Here is a 21,979-nt window from a genome sequence, read left to right on the forward strand (position 1 = left end):
GGCGCCGCCATGCGCAAGCTGGTACACATCTGTTTCGGTGTGGTGAAAAACCAGCAAGAATTCCAACCACAACTGCCGTAAAAGGCCGTTGTGGCCGGAATCGAGAGATGGTATCTACGAAGTAGAAGTCCTTGTAGCAGCGGGCTCCGACCGCGACAGGGTTGGCGTGGTCCGAGGGGGTCGCCCTCGGAGCGGGCTGCTACGAAGCTCGTCCCTATAGGAGGGACTTCGGCCGGGACCTGAGGCGGTTCCGTCGGCACCATGGCCGGTCGCCCTCGCTACCCAAGGGGCATGCCAAGCGGGCCGCTACGAAGTAGAAGCCCTTGTAGCAGCGGGCTCCGACCGCGACAGGGTTGGCGTGGTCCGAGGGGGTCGCCCTCGGAGCGGGCGGCTACGAAGTAGAAGTCCTTGTAGCAGCGGGCTCCGACCGCGACAGGGGTGGCGTAGTCCGAGGAGGTCGCCCTCGGAGCGGGCGGCTACGAAACTCGTCCCTGTGGGAGGGGCTTCAGACGCGCCCCGAGGTGGTTCCGTCGGCACCATGGCTTGGTCGCCCTCGCTACCCAAGGGGCATGCCAAGCGGGTCGCTACGAAGTAGAAGTCCTTGTAGCAGCGGGCTCCGACCGCGACAGGGTTGGCGTAGTCCGAGGAGGTCGCCCTCGGAGCGGGCGGCAACGAAACTCGTCCCTGTGGGAGGGGCTTCAGCCGCGACCCGAGGCGGTTCCGTTGGCACCATGGCTTGGTCGCCCGTAGTACCCAAGGGGCATGCCAAGCGGGCCGCTACGAAGTAGAAGTCCTTGTAGCAGCGGGCTCCGACCGCGACAGGGTTGGCGTAGTCCGAGGAGGTCGCCCTCGGAGTGGGCGGCTACGAAGCTCGTCCCTGTGGGAGGGGCTTCAGCCGCGCCCCGAGGTGGTTCCGTCGGCACCATGGTCGGTCGCCCTCGCTACCCAAGGGGCATGCCAAGCGGGTCGCTACGAAGTAGAAGTCCTTGTAGCAGCGGGCTCCGACCGCGACAGGGGTGGCGTAGTCCGAGGAGGTCGCCCTCGGAGCGGGCGGCTACGAAGCTCGTCCCTGTGGGAGGGGCTTCAGACGCGCCCCGAGGTGGTTCCGTCGGCACCATGGCTTGGTCGCCCTCGCTACCCAAGGGGCATGCCAAGCGGGCCGCTACGAAGTAGAAGTCCTTGTAGCAGCGGGCTCCGACCGCGACAGGGTTGGCGTAGTCCGAGGAGGTCGCCCTCGGAGCGGGCGGCTACGAAACTCGTCCCTGTGGGAGGGGCTTCAGCCGCGACCCGAGGTGGTTCCGTCAGCACCATGGTCGGTCGCCCGCAGGGCAGGCCGCTACTGGTGTCTGATGGACTCAATCAGTGTAGCGCATCTGCCTCGGGCAGATCCTTGGTGTCGCGCATCGAATTCCACAGTACGTCCTTGATCCCGCTGGTCGGCGCGAAACCGGTCGGCGTGGAGCGCAGGATCTGGTGGATGATATCCACGTGGAAGTGGTGGCAGGCGTCGTCCAGCTGGCGCAACAGCTGATCCATTTCCGGCCAGCTCAGGCAGTTCTCCTCGGCCCGCATGATCTTCGGATGGCAGGTGCCGCTGACGTTATCGCCGATCAACAACTCCTCATACAGCTTCTCGCCGGCGCGCAGGCCGGTGAACTGGATCTCGATATCGCCGTCCGGGTGCTTCTCGCTACGCACGCTGTAACCCATCAGCTTGATCATGTTGCGGGCCAGATCGACGATCTTGACCGGCTCGCCCATATCCAGCACGAAGGTATCGCCGTTGCCGCCTAATGCCCCGGCCTGGATCACCAGTTGGGCCGCTTCCGGGATGGTCATGAAGTAACGGGTGATCTCGCGGTGGGTCACCGTAACCGGCCCGCCGTGGCGGATCTGGTCGCGAAACAGTGGCACCACCGAGCCGGAGCTGCCCAGCACGTTGCCAAACCGTACCATGGTGAAGCGGGTATCATCCTGGCGCAGGGCCAGCGCTTGCAGCACCATCTCGGCCATCCGCTTGGAGGCGCCCATCACGTTGGTCGGTCGTACCGCCTTGTCGGTGGAGATCAGCACGAAGTTCTTCACCCCGCAACGGATCGCCGCTTCGGCGGTGTACCAGGTGCCGAACACGTTGTTGCGGATCCCTTCGATGATGTTGTGCTCGACGATCGGTACATGCTTGTAGGCCGCCGCGTGGTACAGGGTCTCGATCTGGAAGTTGCGCATCAGCCCCTCCAGCCGGTTCTGGCGCTGCACCGAACCCAGTGCCGGAACCAGTTCGATATCCAGTTCATAGGCCTCGATGGTGGCGCGCAGCTCCCGCTCGATCCGGTACAGGTTGTATTCGTTCAGCTCGAACAGCAGTAGCCGCCTGGGTTGCTGGTGGATGATCTGGCGGCAGAGTTCGGCACCGATCGAGCCGCCGGCACCGGTGACCATCACGTTCTTATCCTGGATGCTGGCAGCCATCAGCTCCAGCTGCGGCGGTACCGGCTCACGGCCGAGCAGGTCTTCCACGTCCAGGTCGCGGATCTGGCTGATCTCGGCGCGACCGCTGGCCAGGTCCTCCAGCGACGGGATCGACTGTATCTCGATCGGGTAGTCGCGTAGCCGGTTCAGCAGCTGCAGGCGGTCGTGCTGGGTCAGCCGCTTGATCGCCAGCAGGATCTTGACCGGCTCATAGCGGGTCAGCAGCGACTCAAGCTGTTCCATGCTGTGTACCCGCATGCCGTGACGTACGGTGCCCTGCTTGCGCAGATCGTCGTCGATAAAGGCTACCGGGTGGTACTCCGAGCCCTGCAATAGAGCCGAAGCCAGTTCCATGCCGGTGGGGCCGGCGCCAAAGATCAGCACGTTGGGCTTACGCCGCTTGATGTGATGGTAGAACCAGGCGCGCATCAGGAAGCGGGGGGTACCGAGGATCAGCATCGCCAGGGTCAGGTAGAGGATCGGCACCGTGCGTGGCATGAAGCTCTGCAGGTAGAAACTGGCCACCGCCAGGGTGGCGGCCGACAGGGCGATGCCGACCAGGATATTAAGCATTGCCGGCAGCGTCATGTAGCGCAGCACCGCCCGGTACAGGCCCAGTTTGACAAAGGCGAACAGGGTAATGGCGATGGTGATCGACAGCACGCCAAAGTCTTTAGTGCTCAATGGCAGCTCCCAGCTGCCGATGCGCAACGCCTGGGCGCAGAAGAATGCGGCGCAGATACCGAGGGTATCGTAGACCAGGGTGCAGGCGCGTTTAACCGCGCGTGGAGCTTCAATCAAAAATGACAGCATGCCGTCCAACGCCTATCCGGTGACGAGAGGGGAGTGGTTATCCAAGGGCTATGCATTATCGCGTAAAGCGAGCGGATCGCAAACTTAACGAGCGGAATAAATATTTGAAAAACTTGGCTGAATAGCCAGTGATGGAAGCGGGAAAGAAGAAAATGGTCGGGGTGACAGGATTTGAACCTACGACCCCTGCCTCCCGAAGACAGTGCTCTACCAGGCTGAGCTACACCCCGACGCATGACAACCCAGATATTTAATTCATCTAAGTTGTTGATTGGATTGGAACATTGCTGCCCAAACCGTGGAGCGCATTTTACAGATACGCGGAACTCAGTCAAGCCCGGCCGATGAAAATTTTCAAAAAAGTTCGGTAATTGGTTGTTTTTTAACACATCATCTCTGGGTTGTTCAAAAAATAGCCGCTTTGTTGATTGAGAGTGGGCTGCCACCTGAATTTAGAATCCGTAGCAGCCCACTCCGTGAGCGACAGGGGGGCGATGAAGATCCTCTTTTTTATCAATGACGCTTATGCCGACAGAGAAAGCCGTTATATTGCCCGCGCTATTTCGAGAGAGCTGACCAGGTCGCTCGCGGAGCGAGCTGCTACAAAAACTGCCACCCTGCGAGCCGTGGCAGAAGTAGTGCCAACCCTTATGTAGGGTTGGCTTTAGCCGACCAAGCGCCGACAGGCGCTGCGAATCCGCAGGCGTTACAAATCGCGACCAACCCGTTACCACTGATTACTTTGGCCTCGAATTTCGATACATCACGCTTGCTATGCTGGGTGCTTGCCCTGCCTTTCTGGCCCGGGTGGATCCGGCAACAGACTGTTGCGGTTAAAGTGATACGCTTTTCTTATTCTGTTTTTATTAATTGTTACATTATCATGGCTTGAGTCGGTCTGAGGTACGGCTATTCAAGAACAAGGACCGTCTGTGTGAATTCGCAGGTGGAAAAAAATAACAACAACATAAACTAGTTCAAGGGGTGTTCAATGTCCGCAGAAAGCGTTGGCCGCCGCAAGGCGCCCTGGATGCTCTGCCCGCTTATTGCCGTGGTCGGGCTGCTACCGTCGCTGCTATCCGGCGATGCTGGTCTGCTCAGTCAATCGTTCTGGTCGCTGGTGGCCATCGCCGTCGCGCTGCTGGTGGCCTGGCAACTGAGTCGTAAAACCGATACGGATATTTCCCAGCAAACATCTAACCAAGACGCGTCCTATCGCCAGGCGATGACCGAGGTGGCCGAAGTCGGTGACCGGGTGGCGATCTCCGCCGCCGAGCTGTCGCACTTGGTGGACAAGGTGCGCCAGGTGGTCGACCAGCAGACCGAACAGGCGACCCTGGTGGCGACCTCGGCGCAGCAGATCTCCGATACCACCCAGTCGATGGCGGACAGCGCCCAACAGGCCGAGCAGAGCGCCTCCGGCACCCGTCAGCATGCCGAGAGCGGCAGCGAGGCGGTGGCCCAGGCCCGCCAGTTGATTAGCCAGGTCTGCGACGAGATGGCACAGGCGGTGGATACCATCAACGAACTGGCGGCCCGAACCCGCGAGATCCAGCGGGTGACCGAGATGATCAACGGCGTTGCCGAGCAGACCAACCTGCTGGCGTTGAATGCGGCAATCGAGGCGGCCCGCGCCGGCGATGCCGGCCGTGGTTTCGCGGTGGTGGCCGACGAGGTGCGTGGCCTGGCCAACCAGACCGCCGGCGCCACCGACGAGATCGGCAGCTTGCTACGCGATGTCGACAGCGGCGCCAACCGGGCGGTGGACTCGATCCATGCCCTGCAGCATCAGATCCAGCAGGTGGCCGAAGTGACCGGCCGGGTGGACAGCAGCCTCGGCGCCATCGCCGAGGAGGCGGTGCAGACTGACCGCCAGGTGACCGAGATCGCCGGTGCGATCGGCGAGCATGCCGACGCCACCGCGGCAATCTCCAGATCGATCCACCAGATTCACGATCAGCTGGAACATCTGGGACGCGACAGCGGCGCCTGCGCCGCCCAGGGCCAGGTGTTGACCGAGATGTCCGAGCAGATCTACCAGACGCTGGGGGTGTTCGAGTTGGACACCAGCCACAATGCGTTCTGTCAGCTGGTGATGAATACCGCCAAAGAGGTGGGCGAACTGTTCGCACAGCAGGTGGAGCGGGGGCGGATCCGTCAGGAGGCGTTCTTCGACACCCGTTTCAAGCCGATCGCCAACACCAATCCGACCAAGTACAACACCGACTACGACCAGCTCTGCGACCAACTGCTGCCGCGTATCCAGGAGGCGATCCTGCAGCGCTATCCGCAGCTCGACTACGCGGTCTGCAGCGGTCCGGGCGGCTACATACCGACTCATAACGAGCGCTTCTGCAAGCCGCTGACCGGCAACTACGAGACCGATCTGGCCAACAACCGCACCAAGCGGGTTTACGACAACCGCAATATGCTGGCCGGCATCGCCAATACCAAGCCGTTCCTGCTGATGACCTACAAGCGCGATACCGGCCAGATCCTGCATGACCTGACCGCGCCGATCTACATCAACGGCCGCCACTGGGGCTGTTTCCGGGTCGGTTATGCGGCGGCGCACTGAACCCAAAGGGCATGCCAAGCCCGCTGCTATCGCGGTCGTGCCGTAGCAGCCCGCGCCGCGGGCGACCGGAACCCTGGCGCTAATTCTGTCGCGGTCGGAGCCCGCTGCTACAGTAGCCGTGCCGTAGCAGCCCGCTCCGCGGGCGACCGGAACCTTGGCACTAGTCCCGACATCCGTCGCGGTCAGTACCCAAAGGGCATGCCAAGCCCGCTGCTACCGAGGCCGTGCTCGGGACGCTCTGCTAGGGAGGCTGGCTGCAAACGTACGATGGACGTGGACGTTTTCGGCAAATCCGCACCGAACCAAAAAACGGAAAACCGGCAGCGGGGCGACCTTGGTCTAATCGGGCTTGCCATCTGCCGCCGCTCTGGTTGAATGAAGCTCCATACGCCAGCATAAAGGAGTGCTGCCATGACCTGCTATTTCAACAATAGCTACCTGAAGACCCCGTTTGGCCCGATTGCACCCGAGGCCTGCGACTACAACGGCCACTTCAACGAAGCCCAGGGACTGGTGCTGCTGACCCGCGCCACCGACACCCTGCTGGACTGGATCGGGCTGGACGAATCCGGCCGCAGCCGGCTGCAGTTCAGCGCCTTCACGGTGCAGAACCGGCTCTACTACCTGAAAGAGGGCCACGCCGGCCAGCAGGTCAGCGCCCGCACTCAACTGCTCGGCTGGGACGACAAGCGGCTGCGGCTGTTTCACCAACTGGTCAGCGATGAGGATCAGCAGGTATTGGTGGAGATGGAAAGCCTGCTGCTGGGCGTCGATATGACCACCCGCCGATCGGCTCGCTGGCCCGCCCCGGTGGCCGAGGCTTTGTCGCAACTGATGCGCAGCCAGAAGGTATTGCCGCAACCGGCCAACGCCGGCCGCGAGATCGACAAACCGCTGATCGGGCAGGATGGATGATTCAGTTAACAGGTTTTAGTTAACAGTTAACAGAGGAATGCAGCCCCCAAGTGCCGAACGTATTATTACTTATTCATGAGGCCACCAAATTTGAGTTAACAGTTTGAATTAGCAGGGCTCAATACAGTCAAGGGATATATTTCTGTTGACTGTGAACTCCCAACTGTTAATTCCTCTCCATTTACATCCCGTTACAACTCTCCACATCTTCCTACATCCCGCCGGCATCTGGTTTACAGCGTGCCGGTAGTCTGATTGCAGTGGCCTGATCGACCGCCGCCCGTTCAACCCCTTCCTCCCCTTCGGGGGCTGGCGCGTGGTGGCAGAAAAAACAACAACAAGTACTGCAGAGGAACTGATCGCATGAAAACCCAATTGATGCGCCGGGCGTCCGGGCTGTTGCTGGGGGCCGCCATCGCCGCCGCGTCCGGTAGCGCGTCTGCCTACACCCTGGTCGACGACAACGGTACCGAACTGAATTTCGATGTAGAGGCGATCTTCGGTGCTTTCTACAGCGAGGAAAGCTACGCCCAGCTGCGCGATAGCGAGGGCGACGTTTCCTGGCAGGAGGCTTACGTCAAGTTTGGCCTGAGCGGCAACCGTCAGCTCGGCAACGGTTCCAGCCTGTTCGGCAGCGTAAATTTGCTGACCTCGGCGAGTTTCGGCGACGGCGATGCGGCTGGCTTCACCACCGGCGACGAGTCCGATACCGAGCTGGAGGATGCCTTTGTCGGCTGGCGAAACGAGCTGGTCGAACTCTCGTTCGGTCGCCAGAACATCACCATGGGCGACGGTTTTCTGCTCAACGGCGATTCGCTGAACTTCGGCGAAGGCTTCGATTTTATTCCCGGCGCACCGAAGATCGATCGCGGTGGCGCCTACTGGCTGGCGGCGCGAAAGGCGTTCGACAAGACCGCGATGTTGCGGATCGGCGGCGAGCAGGGGCTGCGTTCTGACATCTTCTGGATGGAGTCCGATAACGCCGCCCAGTCCAGCATGGAGCTGGCCGGCCTGAACGTCGAGCACGTCGGCGAGATCGGCACCTTCGGCGCGATGTACCTGGAGGGGCTGGATGTCGATGCCGAAGAGGCAGCGTTCTTCGGTCAGACCCATCGTGACGGTCAGCAGACGCTGAGCCTGCGCTATCAGGGCAATGCCGGCGTCGAGAACCTGTTCCTGTCCGGTGAGTTCGTCACCCAGGACCAGGGCGACAACAGCCGCAAGGATGGCGATGGCTGGTACCTGGAGGGCGGCTGGACCTTCGCCGACATGCCCTGGACGCCAAGCGTCAACTACCGCTACTCCAGCTTTGACGAGGGCTTCGACCCGCTGTTCTTCGGCTTCAACCGCGGCTACGGCACCTGGTTCCAGGGCGAGGTGGCGGCCAACTACGCCGGCCCGTTCAACTCCGACACCGATGTCCATCACCTGGGGGTGAAGGTCAGCCCGCTGGCGAACCTGAGCCTCGGCGCGCTGTACTTCGATTTCAGCGGCAACAGCGGCGATGCGCTGGATGGCCGCGAGCTGGACCTGTACGCCGAGTGGGTGGTTAGCGACAACCTGATCATCAGCCCGCTGGTCGGTTTCTACAACCCGGACAGGAGCGCCGCGGACGGCGGGGTGCAGATCGGCAACGACGACACCAGCCTGTACGCCCAGGTATTGGCGATCGTGCTGTTCTGATCGTGGATCGCTGCCGGCCGGGCCCGCTCTGTGGGTCCGGCTATCCTTAAACCGGTATGACTACCTATACCGATACGCATACAGAGAAATCGCAGTTCGTCTTAGACAGCCTAATGGAGAAGACCGGCCCGCAGGATGCGGACAGCGGTCGAGACAGAGAGATAGCACCCATGCAAAACGAATACGCACTGATTATCAATGGCCAGGCCGTGGCGGGCGCCAACGGTACTTTCGACGTGCTCAACCCGGCGACAGAGGAGGTGGTGGCCGCCTGTCCGCAGGCTTCTGTCGAGCAGCTCGACCAGGCGGTCGAAGCGGCGCAGCAGGCGTTCAAAACGTGGCAGCACAGCAGCCGGGAAGAGCGTAAAGATGCCCTGAACCGGATCGCCGACCGGATCGAGGCGGCGGCGGACGAACTGGCCGAGATCATCGTCAAGGAGCAGGGCAAGCCGCTGGCGCTGGCCCAGGTCGAGGTCGGCGGTGCGGTCGCCTGGACCCGCTACACCGCCGAGCTGGACATCCCGGTCGAGCTGATCGAGGACAGCGACAGCAAGCGGATCGAACTGCACCGCAAGCCGATCGGCGTGGTCGGCTCGATCACTCCCTGGAACTGGCCGTTGATGATCGCCGTCTGGCACATCATGCCGGCACTGCGGGCGGGCAACACCGTGGTCGCCAAGCCGTCCGGCTTTACTCCGCTCAACACTCTGAAGCTGGTCGAGCTGATCAACCAGGAACTGCCGGCCGGCGTTTGCAACGTGGTGGCCGGCGAGAGCGGTATCGGCTCGGCGATGAGCAACCACGGCGGCATCAGCAAGATCGTATTCACCGGCTCAACGCCGACCGGCCAGCGGATCATGCGCAGCGCCGCCGACAACCTGAAACGGCTGACCCTGGAGCTGGGTGGTAACGACGCCGGTATCGTCTTGCCGGACGCCGATGTCGAGGCGATCGCCGAAGGGATCTTCCAGACCGCGTTCCTCAACATGGGTCAGACCTGCGCCGCGCTGAAACGGCTCTACGTGCATGACTCGCTCTATGACGAGCTGTGCGACAAGCTGGCAGCGATCGCCCAGGCGCAGACCGTCGGCAACGGCCTGAACGAGGGTGTGACCTTCGGCCCGGTACAGAACCGTGAGCAGTTCGACCTGGTACGCGAGCTGGTAGACGATGCCCGCGCCAACGGCGGCCGGGTACTCAGTGGCGGCGAGCCGCTGAACGGCAAGGGCTACTTCTACCCGCCGACCATCGTCGCCGACGTCAGCGACGGCGTCCGGCTGGTGGATGAAGAGCAGTTCGGCCCGGCCCTACCGGTGACCCGCTACAGTGACGTCGACGACGCCATCGCCCGCGCCAACGCCTGCGAAGTGGGGCTGGGCGGCTCGGTCTGGTCCTGCGACCTGACACGCGCCCAACAGGTCGCCTCCCAGCTGGAGTGCGGCACCGCCTGGATCAACGGTCACGCCGAGGTGCTGCCGTACGCGCCGTTCGGCGGCTGCAAGATGTCCGGCTTCGGCGTCGAGTTTGGCCTGGAAGGGCTGCTGGAATACACCGTGCCGCAGGTGATCAACATCAACAAATAAATGAAAAATTTGAATTAAGTTAAGTAAGTTTTTCCATGTCCGGGCGGGCGCTCAGCCCGCTCTCTTCTTGCTTTCTTCACGCTGGACTTTTCGGGGCCGCCTGGCCCCTTTTTTCGTTTTTGTCGGTAAAGGGGCTCAGGCCGAGCAGGTTTTGCATGTAAGGCGTCACCCGGGGCGCCACCGCCACCGGCGGTTTTGAAACGATCCGACTCGACGCGCTGCTTGCCGCTTGAAGCTTGCCGCTTACAGCTTTCAAAAACTTCACTAAGCTGACCACAACGACTTGTTAACCGTGCGAGGATGCCCATGATCGACTGCCAGAACACCGGCCCCCATCAGGTCGAACTCAGCCAGTGGGTGGAGCTGGCGCCGTTCGAATCGCTGCTTAATATGCAGATCGAAAAGGCGGCCGACGGCTGCGCGGTGCTGACCATGCCGTTCTGTTACCAATACAGCCAGGGTGCCGGGGTACTGCACGGCGGGGCACTGACCGCCCTGGCCGACACCGCGGTAGCGATGGCGATCAAGACCGTGCTGCCGGAGGGCACCCGCTTCGGCACCATCAAACTGGAAACCCGTTTCCTGCGGCCCGGCATCAAAGGCATCTTCCGTTGCGAGGCGGAGGTCGGCGCGCCGAGCGAGCGTGACTATCCCACCTGGGCGACGGTCTACAACGAAGCGGGCGAAGCGGTGATCGAGTTTGAAGCGGTGTTCCGGGTGGCCAGAAAGCAGCCGGGGCCGGCGTTGGTGTGAAGCTGGTAAGAGATTCGATTAGCCCAGTATCTATCTGTTTTTAGGTGAAAGATTTAAAGGTATCGACCATCGTTTAGTTGATTTTCTCTTTGTATAACAAGCGCTAAGAATAAACGGCTGTTTGAACTGGCGTGCAATCAAGAAAATGGCACCATTCAATGACCTAGGGCGCATTTTCTAATGCAAATATGGCAATCCAGCCATTTACATATCCTGAGTGAACTGACAATAATTGCCCCGCGTTTGACGTGATAGTCCACTGGAAGGGCTGATAAAAGGCAATGGATTTGCAGCTATCCCAGTACAGCTCCCTAAGATGCGGGGCTAGTGCTTCGCCTCGCTATCGGTCATAGATCAGGTTCCCTGACCCTTTCTCTGTTCTGACACTTCGTTCGCTTGTGGACATAAGCCGCCTTTGGCTTTCGCATGGGCGTGTTTGTTTTTCAGGCCGGCTGTACTCCTGCATGAACCCGGAGCTGCCTGGGTTGTAAAGGCCAATCGACGATAGCTAGGAAGCATCATGTCAACATCTACCTTCATTGATCAACTCTATACCAAGTTCCTGTATCGCGATGCTGATACCGATGGCAAAGCCTACTGGGAAAATGAAATCGACAGCGGTAATGCAACATCTACCGAAGTGACTCAGTCATTCGTCGCCAGCGAGGAGTTCCAAGGCTCCGTAGCGGCCCTGTCAAAACTGTATTTCCTGGTGTTCGACCGGATTCCGGACACCGAAGGGCTGAGCTTCTGGGTCAACGAGATGCAGGGTGGCCGTAGCCTGGAAAACATCAGTGCCGCCTTTACCGACTCGGAAGAGTTCACCACCGCTTACGCGGATGCCACCACCAACGGCGCCTTCCTCGACCAGCTCTACCAGAACGCCTTCGGGCGTGATGCCGATGCCGATGGCAAGGCTTACTGGGAAGGGATTATGGCCGACGGTTACAGCCAGGCCGATGTAATCAGCCACTTTGCATCCTCTGCGGAGTTCGATGAGGTAGCGGGCAGCGATGTTCAGACTACCGCGATCTACTACGGTATCCTCGACCGGGCGCCGACCACCGAAGAGCTGGCCGCTGCCGGTGAAGATCAGGCAACGCTGATCGGCAGCCTGTACAGCAGCGACGACTACAGCGGCGAAGCCCTGCCGGATCAGGTTTCCGGTAAGGTGATCGACGGCTATATAAGCGGCGCCACCGTGTTCCTCGACAAGGACGGCGACGGTGTGCTGGACGACGATGAAGTATCCACCACCACCGATGCGGACGGTGACTTCTCGCTGACCGGCCAGGGTGAACTGGTCGCGACCGGCGGTACCGATATCTCCACCGGTCTGGCGTTCGACGGGGTGCTGAAAGCACCGTCCGGCTCCACCGTGATCAATCCGGTCACCACGCTGGTGCAGTCACTGGTTGACAGCGGCAAGTCCACCGCTGATGCGGAACAGGTGGTCACCAAAGCGCTGGGCCTGTCTTCCGATGTGGACCTGAAAACCTTCGACCCGATCAAGGAAGCCACCACTGAAGGTGCCGACGAAACCAGCGTCGGCACTGCATTGGCTGTACAGTCGGCCAACCTGAAAGTGGCCAATATGCTGGTCCAGGCCGCTGCAGTGATGCAGGGCTCGGCCGGCGAAGAACTGACCGCTGCCGAAGCGATGCAGGCCACCGTAGAAGCGCTGGCTGAGAAGATCAGCGAAGCCGCTGACGGCGACAGCACTGTCGACCTGTCCGATGCCACCGTGCTGGAAGATACCGTCAACAAGGCGGTCGAAAAGGCGCTGAATGCGATTGACGACGCCACCGTCAAGGAAACCCTGAAAGATAAGGTTGCCGCGTTGGCCGACGAGACCGCCACTATGCTGGCCGATGCCAACGCCGGAATCGCCCAGGCGCTGGAAGGCGCAGATACCAGTAGCGCGCTGAACGCGATCAAGGAAGCGGTGAAGATCCAGACTGTTGCCCAAGGGGATGCAAAAGACGCGATCAAGGCGGGCGCCGAAGCCGGCGACCTGACCGATGCCCAGGACAGCTACTCCGGCGGCAAGCTGACCGAAGCGGCTGGCAACGTTGAAGTGAACGACGATGCGGTAACCGGCGGCAGCGATGATGCTAATGGTGGAACTGAAGAGCCGGGAATCGAAGAGCCGCAACAGCCGACTACCGGTGGTGGCGGCAGCAGCACGCCGAAAACCTTCACTGTGAACGTCAATGAAAGCACGGGTGTAATAACGTTTGCCGGAACGGCGACCGGTAATATTACCGTTTCCATTTCCGAAACAGACAATACTGTAACGTTTGTGCGGGGCGGCATTACGGCCAGCCAGGTTATAGATCTTGACGACTGGACGCCGGGAACTGATTCCATTTATCTGGCGGAAGGTCAGGCTCTGTTAATGAACCCCGCCCAAGCCGAAGCGTTTAGTACAGCTAGCATTAGTGGCAATAACCTATACGCCGCCATCGAAGGAGATGGCACTGTCGAAATTAATGATCGCACAATCAGCAGCGACACCAACCTGGTTCCAATTTACACGTCACTAACCTTCACCGGTTCGGGCGGGGTTGCAGTGGAAAGCGGCGCTACACTCGCCCTGTGGTGTACCCAGGCTAGCGGTATTGCATTCTCCGGTGATGGAAGCCTAAGAACGGCTAGATATAGTTTAATTACTGATGGGATAGAGATTACCACCACGACAAATGGCCTAAACGTCATTGGCAGCACTTCAGGTGATGATCAGATCTCAGTGAGCGGGACTTACTATAATTTTATCTACCCAGGTGAAGGGGCTGACCAGATCACGTTGGGGAACGGGACTGATATTGTAGAAATAGAAACGGGTAGCCAAGAACAAGCAGTTCTGTCTTACCTGCAGAACGTCACCACCCTGTCGGACGGCGAAGCGGTCACGCTGACCCTGCCGACCTCGGCGAGCGATCACAATGCGGCGGAGACGGTGACCTTCACCTACGGGGCGAGCAATGACGGCACCGATGTGGTGGCGTTCCTGAATGACGTGGGCAACTACGCCAATGCCACCGCGCTGAACGGCAGCTTTAGCCTGGAGAGCAACAAGCTGGTGTTCACCTACACTACCAACGGCCCCCCGGGGGACCTGGGCGAAGCCAACCTGGCGGTGGACTTTCCGGCGTACACCGCCACCATCGACGCTTCGGTGACCGGCGATGCCGGCAGCGCGGCGGCGCTGAACTACAACGTCATCAGGCTGTGGGACGGCTACGCGGTCACGCTGACTCTGCCGACCTCGGCGACCGATCACAATGTGGCGGAGACGGTGACCTTCACCTACGGGGCGAGCAACGACGGTACCGATGTGGTGACGTTCCTGAATGCCGCGGGCAACTACGCCAATGCCACCGTGCTGAACGGCAGCTTTAGCTGGGTGAACTATGAGCTGGTGTTCACCTACAATGCCAACGGCGCCCAGGCGGACCTGGGCGAAGCTGACCTGGTGGTGGACACACCGGCGACCAACATTCCATTTTATATTTCTGCTACTGGGAGCCTGCAGCCATCAGACTCCTACTTCAGCGAATCCGGTGGCACTTGGGACGTTATCAGTGGCTTCTCTCTATCAGCTGATGAGCTGGAGCTGGATGTGGATACCCTACTCGGAAACGCGACTGAAACTACAGTTTCTGGTGTAACCTTCACCATCACCGATGGTGTTGCCGATGTGACCAGCAGTTCCACCCTGGCAGAGGTGATGGATGCGTTGGTGACCCAGGTAGCTGATCAGACTGCTACGGTGGCTTACTACGACTCGACCACGGACAGCAGCTATGTTTTCCAGGGCGATGGTGTGACCGGTGCTCAGGACAGCGATGTCTTTGTCCAACTGGTTGGTGTCGAGGTAACAGACTTGGGCGCAATTCTGACGTCCTGACGTTGCCTAATCTAAACGGCTTCATTGGAGCAGTTGATTAGACCTAGTTAGCAAGCAACCCCCACAGTTCAAGACGAACGTGGGGGGTTTTCTTTCGAGCTTGCTTTCATAGGTAAGATTGATCTGTCGAAGCATCTCGACTCGTTCCTCCCCCCTTGTATCCCCACCCCGATATGCTACCGTGCGCGTTTTTTGCCCACAGTGAGCTGTCGCCATGTTTGCCGGATTCGACTACGGAACCTCCAACTGCGCCATCGGTGTTTTCGATACTACGGATGCCAAACCTGACCAGGTTTCTCTGCTGCCGCTTCATCAGGACCAGCGACTGGTGCCGTCCTGCCTGTATGCACTGTCGCGTGAGCTGATCTGCGATTCGGTGGCGCGTAATATCGCCTCCGAATCCATGCGTGAAAGCTACATGGCCGAGCGTCAGGGGCAGTTGCGGATGGCGGCGGCGGTGAAGCGAGAGCTGGATATCCGGCCCGGCGAGCAGGTGTTGTTCGTTGGCGAGGAAGCGGTGGAGAACTATATCGATCTGCCGGACGAGGGCTATTTCGTCAAGTCGCCCAAGTCGTTCCTCGGTGCTGGCGGTCTGCGGGCCGAGCACCTGGCGTTCTTCGAGGACATCGTTACCGCGATGATGCAGTGGATCAAGCAGGCGGCGGAGCGCCGGTTGGGCCAGCGCATCCGCCAGGCGGTGATCGGCCGGCCGGTCAACTTCCAGGGCAGTGGCGGCGAGGAGGCCAACCGGCAGGCCTGCGGTATTCTGCTGCGCGCCGCCGAGCGGGCCGGGTTCGAACAGGCTGAGCTGCTGTTCGAGCCGATCGCCGCCGGTATCGATTTCGAGACCGGTCTCGAGCGGGACCAGACGGTGCTGGTCGTCGACGTGGGCGGCGGTACCACCGACTGTTCGGTGGTGCGGATGGGGCCCTCCTATCGCGACAAGGTCGACCGCCAGGCGGATTTCCTCGGTCACAGCGGCGAGCGGGTGGGCGGTAACGACCTGGATATCCACCTGAGCTACAAGGCGCTGATGCCGCTGTTCGGTCTGGGCGACCTGCTGAAAACAGGCCGGCCGCTGCCGACGCAGCCGTACTGGAATGCGGTGTCGGTCAACGATATCGCCGCCCAGGGTGAGTTCAACAGCCTGCAGAATATCGAACTGATGAAACAGCTCTGCCTGGATGCGGAACACCCGGCACGGGTCCGTCGGCTGCTGGCGTTGCAGCGGCACAAACAGAACTACCAACTGGTACGCAGCGGCGAGCAGTGCAAGATCGCGCTGTCCGAAGCGGCGGAGCATCGGGTGCCGCTGGACTATATCGAGGCCGAATTGAGCCAGACCGTTTGCCAGTCGCTTTATGAAGAGGCGGTCGAACGGCCGGTATCGCAGGTGGTCAAGCTGATGGTGGAGGTGTTGCAGCAGGCGCAGTGCCGGCCGGACCTGATCTACGTGACCGGTGGCACCGCCAAATCGCCGGTGGTGCGCCGGGCGATCGCCCGCCAGCTCGGCGATATTCAGGTGGTGGATGGCGACCACTTCGGCAGCGTCGCCGCCGGGCTGACCAAGTGGGCCGCCCGGCTGTATCGCTGACCGCGGCAGGTGTTTGTTTGACGGTTTTGGTCAGTAATTTTTAGCCGCCGGGTGAAAGGTGAGCCTGTGGCTTGGAGCTGCTGCAGTCGGCCTGCAGCCCTGTTTTCCGCCGACTCGCCAAGGGCTTTCGCTGCGCTTGGCAGCTAGGATTAAAGTCCAATTTAATCAATGGGTTACTTTTCTGTAGTCTGGCCCTAGACGAATTGCGTACTTGATGTCCGTCAAGTACGTCTTAAGTAGCTCATTACTCGGCCGGCGCTTTACTTTAGACTGCGCTGATCTTTCGAGTGGATATTCAATTACCTAAAATGACCTCCGCAACTTCCATTACAGCGTTTCTGATCCGGCGTTCGGTGTTTTTCTCGATCCTCGGTTTTCTGGCGATCTTCTTTATCGCCACCCGGGCCTATCAGGCGGCGGTCGAGGAGAATGCGGAGGGGATTGCCGACACCATCGCCAAGAGCACCTTCAACGCCATGTACCTGGTGATGAGCCAGGGCTGGAACCGTAGCCAGTTGGACACCTTTATGGAGGAGCTGGAGCAGGGCAACGAGCGTAACAACCTGAACCTGTCGATCTACCGCGGCGAGCCGGTGACCCGCCTGTACGGACCTATCGAGCAGCCGCCGTTCGATGATCAGATGCTGCAGGTGATGAAAAGCGGCAGCCCGATCCTCGAGCATAGCGAGGAGAAGTTGCGTTACCTCTATCCGCTGCTGGCCGAGCGGCGCTGCCAGGCCTGTCACACCAACGTGGAAGTGGGCGATACGCTGGGATTGATCGAGGTGAAGCAGAATATCAAGCCGCAGATCGCCCGCGCCCAGGCGATGCTGGCCAGTTACCTGCTGATGATCGCACCGGTGCCGCTGCTGTTCGCCTGGCTGGCGATCCGCCAGATCCGGCTGCAGATGAACCGCTCGGTCGGCGCGCTGCGCGAGGAGATTCAGCAGGTGGAGACCATCGCCGATCTGCCCGAGTTCGAGATGCCGAAGAGCCGGGTACAGTTCAGCGAGTTGCAGAGCATTTTCAGCCAGGTGCAGAGCCTGGGTGAGAAGCTGCGTGGTATCGCGGTGGACCGTGACCTGCTGGAGTTCGAGATCCGGCTGCTGGAGAAGTTCGTGATCACCTCCGAGGTGGTGCGCGACTGGCGCGAGTACGTCAACGAGCTGATGCTGGACATCAACAAGGTGATCCACACCCACACCATGTTCTCGATCTTCAAGGTGGACGACGAGCAGTTCGACCTGGAGGTGTTCTGGCTGGGCCCGCCGTCGGAGCGCAGCCGTCTGGCGATGGAGCAGGCGATCCTGAAGCGGTTGCAGCAGCCGAACAGTCCGTTCAGCCTCGGCGAGATCAAGGTGCGCCACAACGTTTCGTTGCGCGATGGCGAGGTGGTTGAGCTGGATCAGCAGCAGATCGAGCTGCAGACCAAGTCCCTGGTGGTCGAGGCGCCGAAGATCGGCGGTATCGTCGGGGTTGGGGTGCAGGCCGAGATCATGCGCGACGACACCCGCAAGCTGGTACTGGAGAGTATCCTGTCGACGCTGCTGAACGTGGTCGGCTCGGTCAAGGCGATCTACAAGTACACCCGCGATCTGGAGTACTACGCCACCCGCGATCCGTTGACCAACCTGTACAACCAGCGGATGTTCTGGGAACTGCTCGACTACGAACTGGACCGGGCCGGGCGGCACGATTACAGCGTCGCGCTGCTGCTGGTCGACCTGGACAACTTCAAGTCGATCAATGACGGCTACGGCCATGCCGCCGGCGACCGGCTGCTGGCCCAGTTTGCCGAAACGCTGAACCGGGAACTGGATTCCGGCGATATCATCTGCCGTTACGGCGGCGACGAGTTCGTGGTGGTGTTGCCGGAAGCCGACATGGAGCGGGCTTCCAAGGTGAGTGAGCAGCTGATGGAGGTTATTCACAGTGTGTCACTTGATCACGACGGCACCGAACTGAAGGTGACCGGTTCGGTCGGCGTCGGCGTCTACCCGGAACATGCCGACAACCGCAAGGACCTGTTCCTGTTCGTCGACAACCTGATGTATCGCGCCAAGGCCTCCGGCAAGGACTGCGTCAGCCTGCCGCAGGACGAGGACCTGGTGGATATCTTCAAGGACATGACCGAGAAGACCCTGCTGGTGAACCGGGCGATCGAGGAGCAGAGCCTGGTGCCGGTGTTCCAGCCGATCATGGCGGTGGCCAGCGGCGAGGTGACCGCGGTGGAGGTGCTGAGCCGCATCGAACTGGCGGAAGGCGGCCTGATGTCGGCCGGCGAGTTTATCGAGATCGCCGAATCGATGGGCAAGATCCACCTGCTCGATTACATCGTGATGGACAAGGCGTTCGCCCATGCCCAACAGGTGAACTACCAGGGGCTGCTGTTCATCAACCTGTCGCCGCGGGCGGTGGTGGTGGCCGACTTCCTGCCACGGGTGAAAGCGATGGCGGAGACCCACCGAGTCGACCCGGACAAGGTGGTGTTCGAGATCACCGAGCGCGATTCGGTGAAGAACCTGTCGGTGCTGGAGCAGTTCGTGATGAACCTGAAGGATTACGGCTTCAAGCTGGCGATCGACGACTTCGGCTCCGGTTTCTCGTCGTTCCATTACCTGAAACACTTTCCGATCGACTTCGTGAAGATCGAAGGGGAGTTCATCGCCAATATGGCCAACGACCGCCGCGATATGGCGTTCGTCAACAGCATCGCCAAGCTGTCGCAGGAGCTCAATGTCGAAACGGTGGCCGAGTTCGTCGAGTCCGACGAGGTGCTGCAGATGGTGGTCAAGGCCGGCATCACCTACGCCCAGGGCTACCATATCGGCCGGCCGGCGCGGCAGATTCCGGCCCGGATCCTGCAACCGGCCGAGCCGGCCTGACGGTTTTTTTAATATAACGCCGGTTGTTTTTTAATATATTGCCGTGGCGACTTTCAAAATAACGCCGGGGTTGCGGCGGCGGCCCGTTGCAGTTTTTCTTCCGGCCAGGCGGTGGCCGGCGCCGGCGGCTGGCCGGCCCGTACGCTGGTGCCGAGACCGGCCTGGCTGATATCCACCTGGCCGTAGGCGTTGCGGATATAGATCCCCTTGCCGCCGAGCATGGTGACGTCCAGCGCCTCGGAGAACAGGAAGCCGCCCCAGAACTCGGTGCCGCGGATGCCGATGGTGGCCACCGGGGTATCGATCTCCAGTTTGGGGGCCGGCTGCCGGCCGATGGCGCCGGTCAGTGCCCGGAAGGCGCCTTTCAGCAGCCCGAAGCGGACATCGGCCTGCTGTTTGGCGGGCTCATAGCGGTAGTGGTCCAGCGAAAAGCTGCTGTTCTCCGCCAACGAGATGCGGCTGCCGTCCGCCAGCCGGAACAGCAGCCTGGCGCCGCCCGGGGTGACCAGCGTGTCGCCCTGGTACAGGTAATCATTGCGCTTCAGCGGCAGTTGCTGCCGGCTCCGTTCCACCTGTGGCTGGCCAGTCGCCAGCAGCACCTTGCCGATCAACTCTGTCGATTGCTCCGCCCCCGCCGTCTGGCCGAACAGGGCCAGCAGCGCGATCGTACCGATTAACATACTGCGTCTGGTTAGCATCCTTTTCTCCTGATACCGAGCTGTGGCGATAGTAACCCGCCCCGGCACGGGATGCAGCCTGAGCGGGTGACAGCCGAGGCCACCGGCCGGCAGGACTGCTACCAAAGAACGAGACGATCGGCGCTGAGGTATAACGGCGGCCAGGCCGGTGCGGGCCAACACTTGTAGCAGTAAGACAACCGATACTGTCGAGCTCAGTTGGAGGCGCATTATGTCCGTTGCCAAGATAGATCTGCTGGAGGCCTGTTCCGAGCGGGACAAGGAGGCATTGGGCCAGGCGCTGATCGATACCATCAGTCGTACCATCCTGGTGCCCAGAGAGCGGATTCGGATCATCATCCATGACCGGACCGAGCACCCGGAGGAGGGGGGCAGTTATACCTTTATCAAATGGGAGCTTTAAGCGGTAAGCCTCAGGCTGCCAGCTGCTCAGCAATTTGGCAGGACCGCCCGGGTAGGTCCCGCCGGCTGAGCGCTGAAAGGCATTTCAACCGCCTGCGGCGGTGGTGCCCCGGGTGACGCCATACAGGGCCCGTGCCGTAGCAGCCTGGTTTTTGTGGTTCATCGTGTAATGGAAAGCATTGTAGGGTGGGTACGTTTTTTGTGCCCACGCGGTGCTTGTTCACCTGATATAGCTGTTTCCCGCTAATCCGCGAAGAACCTTTTTAGGCCCGATGGGGCGAGGGTGATACTCACGGACAACGCCAACCCTGTCGTGGTCGATTCGCCAGGCCCGCTGCTACCGGTTTTCGGGGCTGCGGGCTTGGCCCGGGTTATACCTGCAATACCTCTTTGGCCCGTGCCAGCAGAGCTTCCCGGTCGGCCAGGCCGTTGTAACCGCCGTTGATCCGGCGGGTGATCTGCCGAACGTCGTCCCGGTCGGCGAGCGGGTTCAGGTTGCGGCTCTGCCAGAACCAGCAGGCACCGGCCGCCGCGCAGTTCGGCTCATCGGCCAACTGCTGTGGCTTTGCCAGCAGGTCGATGCCGATCGCCTCGCCACAACTTCGATAGTTATCCTTGCCGGTCAACTGGATCAAGCCGCGACCGCGGAAGGTCCAGCCGTCATTGCTGTCGGCCGGGCCGTTGCCCATCCGGTTGGCATAGAGGATATCGGCAATCACCTGCGGCTGGCGGGCGCACTGCTCGGCCATTTCTTCGGTGGGAAAGTACTTGCTGAAGAGGGTACGCAGCGCCTGGCTGCTGTAATTCAGGTTCTCGCTGATGAAGCGCAGCTGGCCGCTTTCGTGGCCGATCTGGGCCAGGAAGTGGGCCCTGCGCAGTGGTGTGTCAATGCCGTAGCGCGCCATCTGTTTATTCAGCGGTACCAGGTAGCGGGCGATATCTTCAGGGTCGGCCTGCGGCATGATCTGCTGCAGCTGTTGGCCGGTCAGCGCTGTTTGAATTGCTTCCGTGGGCGGCTCTGCAGTGGCTGGCAGTTGCAGCCGCTGGCCCACCTGGATCCGGTTGGGATCATCAATACCGTTGGTTTGCGCCAGGGTATCGACGCTGAGATTGAACCGTTCGGCAATACGGTTGAGGGTATCGCCCGGTTTGACGTCGTAGAACATTGTTTACCTCCTTGTCGCATTTCAGCACATTCCATATGAGCCGATCAGTTAGTCATTCAACTTAGTCGCTCTCCGGTATTTCACAACTGCTGTCTGGAGCCGATGGATCGGTCGCGGTCGAAAGACGGTTGCACCGGAGCCGGCTGCTGCAGGATTTCGCCGTAGCAGCCCGCTCCGAGGGCGATTTGCTTGAGGAAACCCCAAGACCGGTCGCGGTCGGAGCCGGCTGCTGCAGGATTTCGCCGTAGCAGCCCGCTCCGAGGGAGATTTGCTTGAGGAAACCCCAAGACCGGTCGCGGTCGGAGCCCGCTGCTACAGGGTTTCGCCGTAGCAGCCAGCTCCGAGGGCGATTTGTTTGAGGAAATCCCAAGAGCGGTCGCGGTCGGAGCCGGCTGCTGCAGGATTTCGCCGTAGATACCATCTCTCGATTCCGGCCACAACGGCCTTTTACGGCAGTTGTGGTTGGAATTCTTGCTGGTTTTTCACCACACCGAAACAGATGTGTACCAGCTTGCGCATGGCGGCGCCCA

12 protein-coding genes and 1 tRNA gene are annotated in these 21,979 nt (G+C 60.7%); 9 read left to right on the forward strand and 4 right to left on the reverse strand.

Annotation, left to right across the window (positions count from 1 at the left end):
- Positions 1 to 1,359: 1,359 nt before the first annotated feature.
- On the reverse strand, positions 1,360 to 3,282 hold the full coding sequence (locus K6T12_RS19260; protein WP_222224536.1) for a nucleoside-diphosphate sugar epimerase/dehydratase: 1,923 nt from the start codon (positions 3,280 to 3,282) through the stop codon (positions 1,360 to 1,362).
- 153 nt (positions 3,283 to 3,435) lie between these two features.
- A tRNA-Pro gene (locus K6T12_RS19265) sits at positions 3,436 to 3,512 on the reverse strand.
- Between the two features lie 761 nt (positions 3,513 to 4,273).
- Here K6T12_RS19265 and K6T12_RS19270 point away from each other — a divergent pair.
- From K6T12_RS19270 to K6T12_RS19305, 8 genes are all read left to right on the forward strand, one after another.
- On the forward strand, positions 4,274 to 5,860 hold the full coding sequence (locus K6T12_RS19270) for a methyl-accepting chemotaxis protein (protein ID WP_222224537.1): 1,587 nt from the start codon (positions 4,274 to 4,276) through the stop codon (positions 5,858 to 5,860).
- Positions 5,861 to 6,271: 411 nt separating this feature from the next.
- Positions 6,272 to 6,775, forward strand: a complete 504-nt coding sequence (locus K6T12_RS19275; protein WP_222224539.1) for a thioesterase family protein — start codon at positions 6,272 to 6,274, stop codon at positions 6,773 to 6,775.
- Between the two features lie 363 nt (positions 6,776 to 7,138).
- Entirely contained in the window at positions 7,139 to 8,458 is a 1,320-nt protein-coding gene (locus tag K6T12_RS19280) for an alginate export family protein (RefSeq protein WP_222224540.1), read from the forward strand.
- Positions 8,459 to 8,628: 170 nt separating this feature from the next.
- Positions 8,629 to 10,041, forward strand: coding sequence for an aldehyde dehydrogenase family protein (locus K6T12_RS19285; protein WP_222224542.1), 1,413 nt, complete (start codon positions 8,629 to 8,631; stop codon positions 10,039 to 10,041).
- 306 nt (positions 10,042 to 10,347) lie between these two features.
- Entirely contained in the window at positions 10,348 to 10,794 is a 447-nt protein-coding gene (locus tag K6T12_RS19290; RefSeq protein ID WP_222224543.1) for a PaaI family thioesterase, read from the forward strand.
- 520 nt (positions 10,795 to 11,314) lie between these two features.
- A complete protein-coding gene (locus K6T12_RS19295; protein WP_222224544.1) occupies positions 11,315 to 14,704 on the forward strand; it encodes a DUF4214 domain-containing protein in 3,390 nt (1,129 codons plus the stop codon).
- A gap of 214 nt (positions 14,705 to 14,918) precedes the next feature.
- The gene (yegD, locus tag K6T12_RS19300) at positions 14,919 to 16,298 is read left to right on the forward strand and encodes a molecular chaperone (protein WP_222224545.1); all 1,380 of its coding nucleotides are present in this window, start codon (positions 14,919 to 14,921) and stop codon (positions 16,296 to 16,298) included.
- A 308-nt stretch (positions 16,299 to 16,606) separates the two neighbouring features.
- The gene (locus K6T12_RS19305; RefSeq protein ID WP_222224546.1) at positions 16,607 to 19,183 is read left to right on the forward strand and encodes a putative bifunctional diguanylate cyclase/phosphodiesterase; all 2,577 of its coding nucleotides are present in this window, start codon (positions 16,607 to 16,609) and stop codon (positions 19,181 to 19,183) included.
- Between the two features lie 53 nt (positions 19,184 to 19,236).
- On the opposite strand, the gene K6T12_RS19310 is transcribed toward K6T12_RS19305, so the two are convergent.
- Positions 19,237 to 19,881, reverse strand: coding sequence for a FecR family protein (locus tag K6T12_RS19310; RefSeq protein ID WP_222224547.1), 645 nt, complete (start codon positions 19,879 to 19,881; stop codon positions 19,237 to 19,239).
- Positions 19,882 to 20,092: 211 nt separating this feature from the next.
- Here K6T12_RS19310 and K6T12_RS19315 point away from each other — a divergent pair, with 211 nt between their 5' ends.
- Positions 20,093 to 20,284 (forward strand): tautomerase family protein, encoded by a 192-nt coding sequence (locus tag K6T12_RS19315; protein ID WP_222224550.1) that lies wholly within the window; start codon positions 20,093 to 20,095, stop codon positions 20,282 to 20,284.
- A gap of 370 nt (positions 20,285 to 20,654) precedes the next feature.
- Here K6T12_RS19315 and K6T12_RS19320 read toward each other — a convergent pair whose 3' ends face one another.
- The gene (locus tag K6T12_RS19320; protein WP_222224551.1) at positions 20,655 to 21,449 is read right to left on the reverse strand and encodes a LysM peptidoglycan-binding domain-containing protein; all 795 of its coding nucleotides are present in this window, start codon (positions 21,447 to 21,449) and stop codon (positions 20,655 to 20,657) included.
- Positions 21,450 to 21,979: the final 530 nt, after the last annotated feature.

The sequence above is a fragment of the Marinobacterium arenosum genome, assembly GCF_019795155.1.
Lineage (GTDB): Bacteria > Pseudomonadota > Gammaproteobacteria > Pseudomonadales > Balneatricaceae > Marinobacterium_C > Marinobacterium_C arenosum.